We start from the raw sequence: 6,430 nt of genomic DNA on the forward strand, positions 1-6,430 counted from the left end.
ACCATGTCGAAATTCTTTATCGACCGTCCGATTTTCGCCTGGGTGATCGCCCTGGTGATCATGCTGGTCGGGGCTCTCTCGATCCTCAAGTTGCCGATCAACCAGTACCCGAGCATTGCACCGCCGGCCATCGCGATCCAAGTGACCTACCCGGGCGCGTCCGCGCAAACCGTGCAGGACACCGTGGTACAGGTGATCGAGCAGCAGCTCAACGGCATCGACAACCTGCGTTATGTGTCCTCGGAAAGTAACTCCGATGGCAGCATGACCATCACGGCCACCTTCGAGCAAGGCACCAACTCCGATACCGCGCAGGTCCAGGTCCAGAACAAACTGAACCTGGCCACCCCGCTGCTGCCGCAAGAAGTGCAGCAACAGGGCATCCGCGTGACCAAGTCAGTGAGAAACTTCCTGATGGTGATCGGCGTGGTGTCGCGCGACGGCAGCATGACTCGGGAAGACTTGTCCAACTACATCGTCTCCAACATGCAGGACCCGATCTCGCGCACCGCTGGTGTCGGTGACTTCCAGGTCTTCGGCGCCCAATACGCGATGCGGATCTGGCTCGACCCGGCCAAGCTGAACAACTTCAACCTGACCCCGGTGGATGTGAGCACGGCCATTTCCGCGCAGAACGTCCAGATCGCGTCCGGCCAGCTCGGCGGCCTGCCGGCCATGCCCGGCCAACAACTGAACGCCACCATCATCGGCAAGACCCGCCTGCAGACCGCCGAGCAGTTCAAGGCGATCCTGCTCAAGGTCAACCCGGACGGCTCGCAAGTGCGTGTCGGCGATGTGGCCGATGTCGCCCTGGGTGGCGAGAACTACAGCATCAATGCCCAGTTCAACGGCGCTCCGGCCTCCGGCCTGGCCGTGCGGCTGGCAACTGGCGCCAACGCCCTCGATACCGCCAAGGCCCTGCGCAAGACCGTCGACGACCTCAAGCCGTTCTTCCCCCAAGGCCTGGAAGTAGTGTTCCCCTACGACACCACCCCGGTAGTGAGCGAATCGATCAAAGGTGTGGTTGAAACCCTGGTCGAGGCGGTCGCCCTGGTGTTCCTGGTGATGTTCCTGTTCCTGCAAAACTTCCGCGCCACCATCATCACCACGATGACCGTGCCGGTGGTACTGCTGGGCACCTTCGGGATCCTCGCGGCGTTCGGCTTCAGCATCAACACCCTGACCATGTTCGGCATGGTGCTGGCCATCGGCTTGCTGGTGGACGACGCCATCGTCGTGGTGGAAAACGTCGAACGGGTGATGAGCGAAGAAGGCCTGTCGCCCAAGGAAGCCACCAAGAAATCCATGGGCCAGATCCAGGGCGCCCTGGTGGGCATCGCCCTGGTGCTCTCGGCGGTACTGCTGCCGATGGCATTCTTCGGCGGCTCCACCGGTGTGATCTACAAGCAGTTCTCCATCACCATCGTTTCGGCCATGGCCCTGTCGGTCATGGTGGCATTGATCTTTACGCCGGCCCTGTGCGCCACCATGCTCAAGCCAATCCCCAAGGGTGAGCACGGCACACCGAAACGCGGCTTCTTCGGCTGGTTCAACCGCACCTTCGACCGTGGTGTCAGGAGCTACGAACGGGGCGTGGGCAACATGCTCAAGCACAAGGCCCCGTATCTGCTGGCCTATATCATCATCGTGGTTGGCATGGTCTGGCTGTTCACCCGCATCCCGACGGCGTTCCTGCCGGAAGAAGACCAGGGCGTATTGTTTGCCCAGGTACAGACACCGGCGGGTTCCAGCGCCGAACGTACCCAGGTGGTGGTGGACAAGATGCGTGAGTTCCTGCTGCGACCCAGCAAGGACGGCGGCGAAGGCGATGGCGTGGCCTCGGTGTTCACCGTGACCGGCTTCAACTTTGCCGGTCGTGGCCAGAGCTCCGGCCTGGCGTTCATCATGCTCAAGCCGTGGGAAGAACGTAACGCTGACAACAGCGTGTTCAAGATCGCCGGTCGGGCCCAGCAACACTTCTTCACCTTCCGCGACGCGATGGTGTTCGCCTTCGCACCGCCAGCGGTGATGGAACTGGGTAACGCCACCGGTTTCGACGTGTTCCTGCAGGACCGTGCCGGTATCGGCCACGACAAGCTGATGGAAGCCCGCAACCAGTTCCTGGGCATGGCGTCCCAGAGCAAGATACTGGCCCAGGTGCGTCCGAACGGTCTGAACGATGAACCGCAATACCAGTTGGAAATCGATGACGAGAAGGCCAGTGCCCTGGGCATTACCCTTTCGGAAATCAACAACACCCTGTCGATTGCCTTGGGCAGTAGCTATGTGAACGACTTCATCGACCGTGGTCGAGTGAAACGGGTGTACGTCCAGGGCCAGCCGAATGCGCGCATGAGTCCCGAAGACCTGAAGAAGTGGTACGTGCGCAACAGCGCCGGAACCATGGTGCCGTTCACTGCGTTCGCCAAGGGTGAGTGGGTCTACGGCTCGCCGAAACTGGCCCGTTACAACGGCGTGGAAGCCATGGAAATCCTCGGCACCCCGGCGCCTGGATACTCCACCGGTGAAGCCATGGCCGAGGTTGAGGCCATCGCCAAGAAGCTGCCGGCCGGTGTCGGTATTTCCTGGACGGGCCTGTCCTACGAGGAACGTCTGTCGGGCTCCCAGGCGCCAGCGCTGTACGCCCTGTCGCTGCTGATGGTCTTCCTGTGCCTGGCGGCACTGTATGAAAGCTGGTCGATTCCGATCGCGGTCATGCTCGTGGTGCCACTGGGGATCATCGGTGCCTTGATGGCGACCAGCCTGCGTGGCCTGTCCAACGACGTGTACTTCCAGGTGGGCTTGCTGACAACCATCGGTTTGGCGGCGAAAAACGCCATTCTGATTGTAGAGTTCGCCAAGGAGCTCCATGAACAGGGCCGAACCTTGGTGGAGGCCGCCATTGAAGCCTGTAGGATGCGTCTGAGACCGATCATCATGACGTCCCTGGCGTTCGTCCTCGGCGTGGTTCCGCTGGCGATTTCCACTGGCGCCGGTTCAGGCAGCCAGCACGCCATCGGTACCGGCGTGATTGGCGGTATGCTCACCGCGACCATCCTGGCAATCTTCTGGGTGCCACTGTTCTTCGTGACCGTGTCGTCGATAGGCCGTCGCAAAAATACCGATGGGCACGACACTCCTGAAACTTCCAAAGAGGCTGGCCAATGAGCAAGTCGCTACTCTCCCTGACCATCGCCGCCGTCGTGCTCAGCGGTTGCTCGCTGATCCCCGACTATCAGCGGCCCGAAGCACCGGTCGCGGCGCAATACCCGCAAGGGCTGGCCTACGACTCGGCCAATGCGCCCGGCCAGGCCGCCGCCGAGCAAGGCTGGAAACAGTTTTTCCATGACCCGGCGTTGCAACAGCTGATCCAGGTTGCCCTGGAAAACAACCGCGACCTGCGTGTCGCGGCGCTGAACATCGATGCCTATGCCGCGCAATATCGCATCCAGCGCGCAGACCTGTTCCCGGCGGTCTCGGCCACCGGTTCCGCCAGTCGCCAGCGCGTGCCGGCACGGGCCTCGCAAACTGGTGAAGCGGCCATCAGCAGCTCCTACTCGGCCACCCTGGGCATCAGCGCCTACGAGCTGGACCTGTTCGGCCGGGTTCGCAGCCTGAGCGAGCAAGCGCTGCAGAGCTACTTCGCCACCGAAGAAGCCCGTCGCAGCACCCAGATCAGCCTGGTGGCCAACGTCGCCAATGCCTACCTGACCTGGCAGGCCGACAAGGAACTGCTCAAGCTGACCCAGGAAACCCTCGGGGCCTACGAGCAAAGCTTCAAGCTGACCTCACGCAGCGCCGAAGTCGGCGTGGCCTCGGCCCTGGACCTGAGCCAGGCACGCACCGCGGTAGAAAATGCCCGCGTGCAACTGGCGCGCTACACCCGCCAGGTCGCCCAGGACGAAAACAGCCTGACCCTGCTGCTGGGCACCGGCCTGCCGGCCAACCTGAACACGCAACCGCTGAGCGATGACCTGCTCAGCGAAGTGCCGCCCGGGTTGCCGTCGGACTTGCTGCAACGTCGTCCGGACATTCTCCAGGCCGAACGTAACCTGCTGGCTGCCAATGCCAACATCGGCGCCGCGCGGGCCGCGTTCTTCCCGAGCATCAGCCTGACGGCCAACGCCGGCACCTTGAGCCCGGACCTGTCCGGCTTGTTCAAGGGCGGTTCGGGCACCTGGACCTTCGCTCCGCAAATCAACCTGCCGATCTTCAACGCCGGCAGCCTGCGGGCGAGCCTGGATTACGCGAAGATCCAGAAAGACATCAACGTTGCCAATTACGAGAAGGCCATTCAGACGGGGTTCCAGGAAGTCTCCGATGGCTTGGCCGCACGCCGGACCTACAACGAACAGTTGCAGGCCCAGACCGCCTACGTTGCTTCCAACCAGGACTACTACCGCCTGGCCGAGCGGCGCTACCGCATTGGTGTCGACAGCAACCTGACCTTCCTCGACGCCCAACGCCAACTGTTCAGCGCGCAACAATCGCTGATCACCGACCGCCTGGCGCAACTGACCAGCGAGGTCAATTTGTACAAGGCACTGGGCGGTGGCTGGAACGCCGAGACGGGCAAGAACGAACCGGTGAAAGAAGAAGCGCCGAAGATGAAGCTGTTCTGATTGATGTTTGAACGCTGAACATGAAGCCCACCGAAAGGTGGGCTTTTTGTTTGTGTGCGCTTTAACGCTGGCCTATGTGGGAGCAAGGCTTGCCCGCGATGGAGGCGATGCGGTCTTTCAGGAACCGAGGCGCCTGTTTCGCGAGCAAGCTTTGCTCCCACAGCCCAGCGGGGCGATGCGACGCTTCGCTAAATCCCCTCGCCACACTTGGTTAACGCGGGTCGACGAGATCCAGCGCTCGATTGGCCAACAACTCACTCAAGTCAATCATCTGCACCACGCCGAGCGCGACATGCCGCCGAGAGCCTTTCAGGTCGAACGCCAGGTCGTTGACCATCGCACTGGCCGAGGCCAGGGTTTCGCTGAGATTTGCTAGTAGGCACTCGGTGTCGAGGGTATCGATGACGGTGAAAACTTGAGTTGAGGTTTTGGGTTTGGGATCAGGGTGGGTGCCCAGATGGTAATCGAGTGCTCGGTCTGCGGCCTCTTGGAGCTTTTCTGGATCGGGGTCGTTGTAGGGGAAGGTGCTCTCTGATGGCGAAGAAGGATGGTGTTTGTTCATAACGGCGCTCCTGCATCAATTGGAGCCCGAGACGTTGGGTCCGGGCGCTGGCGCCTAACGAATTCGGCGGGCTTGCAGTCCCGGTCGCTGAATTGGCAGCGACATGAACAAGCTAGAGATGCCGCTTCCGAGCAGCAACCTTAAAACCTCGTCGGAAAAGTCACCGCGTCTGTCAGACCGACCACGAATTCTGTGGGAACGAGCCTGCTCGCGATGGCGGTAGACCAGACTGCATCAGCGTTGGATGTACCTCCGTATTCGCGAGCAAGCCCGCTCCCACATTGGGTCAGTGGCGACCTATGAATTTGCGGCCACCGCAAATCCCTGTGGGAGCGAGCCTGCTCGCGATAGCGGTGGATCAGCCTGCATCAGTGTTGGATGTACCGCCGTATTCGCGAGCAGGCTCGCTCCCACAGGTTCTTCATCCAGCCAATCGGCCCTTTTTTGCTGTTCGATAATCGCCCAAAACCCGCAAACGCCAATTGAAGCGATCCCAGGCAGCCCTTCACCATCCCTCGCACAAAACCAATAACAACAGGTTCGACGCCATGCCCCTACGCCCCGCCTCACCCGGCTGATCCCTCGATCGCCTAAACACCCAAGTTACACCACACCGTCTGCAACCCAAGGTTGCGGCAACGACCCGTTTTGCCCATAAAAATCAGAGACACGCCATGAAACCCACACAGCACTTTTTCCCCAGCCTCATTGCCGTAGCCCTGACCACTACCGCCCTGCCCGTCCTGGCCGCAGAATCGGGGTTTGTCGAAGATGCCAAGGCCACGCTGAACCTGCGCAACTTCTACTTCAACCGCAACTTCACCAACCCGAACAATGCCCAAGGCAAAGCCGAGGAATGGACGCAGAGTTTCATCCTCGACGCCAAGTCCGGTTTCACCCAGGGCGTGGTCGGTTTTGGCGTGGATGTGCTGGGCACGTACTCGCTCAAGCTCGACGGCGGCCGTGGCACGGCGGGCACCCAGTTGCTGCCGGTGCACGATGACGGCCGTCCTGCCGATGACTTCGGTCGCCTGGGCGTGGCTCTCAAGGCCAAGGTGTCGAAGACCGAACTGAAGGTCGGCGAATGGATGCCAGTGCTGCCAATCCTGCGCTCCGACGACGGCCGCTCCCTGCCGCAAACCTTCCGTGGCGGCCAGGTGACCTCCACCGAAATCAGCGGTTTGACCCTCTACGGCGGCCAGTTCCGCGCCAACAGCCCGCGCAACGACGCGAGCATGGAAGACAT

4 protein-coding genes are annotated in these 6,430 nt (G+C 61.4%); 3 read left to right on the top strand and 1 reads right to left on the bottom strand.

Annotation, left to right across the window (positions count from 1 at the left end; all coding sequences use genetic code 11):
* Positions 1–3: 3 nt before the first annotated feature.
* Both emhB and adeC read left to right on the top strand, forming a co-directional pair.
* Entirely contained in the window at positions 4–3,168 is a 3,165-nt protein-coding gene (gene emhB / locus DTP52_RS26170; protein WP_109755946.1) for an efflux RND transporter permease subunit EmhB, read from the top strand.
* Positions 3,165–4,622 (top strand): AdeC/AdeK/OprM family multidrug efflux complex outer membrane factor, encoded by a 1,458-nt coding sequence (adeC, locus tag DTP52_RS26175; protein ID WP_109755947.1) that lies wholly within the window; start codon positions 3,165–3,167, stop codon positions 4,620–4,622. Before emhB ends, adeC begins: the two co-directional genes overlap by 4 nt.
* A 211-nt stretch (positions 4,623–4,833) precedes the next feature.
* Here the strand turns inward: adeC and DTP52_RS26185 are convergent, their stop codons facing one another.
* Positions 4,834–5,184 (bottom strand): DUF6124 family protein, encoded by a 351-nt coding sequence (locus DTP52_RS26185; protein WP_109755948.1) that lies wholly within the window; start codon positions 5,182–5,184, stop codon positions 4,834–4,836.
* A 674-nt stretch (positions 5,185–5,858) separates the two neighbouring features.
* Between DTP52_RS26185 and DTP52_RS26190 the strand changes: the two genes are divergently transcribed.
* Positions 5,859–6,430, top strand: a 572-nt coding sequence (locus DTP52_RS26190) for an OprD family outer membrane porin (RefSeq protein WP_146206885.1), incomplete at its 3' end; no start/stop codon positions are given.

It is taken from the genome of Pseudomonas sp. 43mfcvi1.1 (genome assembly GCF_900115935.1).
In the GTDB taxonomy this organism is placed as follows: Bacteria; Pseudomonadota; Gammaproteobacteria; order Pseudomonadales; family Pseudomonadaceae; genus Aquipseudomonas; species Aquipseudomonas bijieensis.

Coding starts and splice junctions, on each gene's coding strand:
- emhB (WP_109755946.1), top strand. CDS start 4: ATGTCGAAATTCTTTATCGACCGTCCGATTTTCGCCTGGGTGATCGCC.
- adeC (WP_109755947.1), top strand. CDS start 3,165: ATGAGCAAGTCGCTACTCTCCCTGACCATCGCCGCCGTCGTGCTCAGC.
- DTP52_RS26185 (WP_109755948.1), bottom strand. CDS start 5,184: ATGAACAAACACCATCCTTCTTCGCCATCAGAGAGCACCTTCCCCTAC.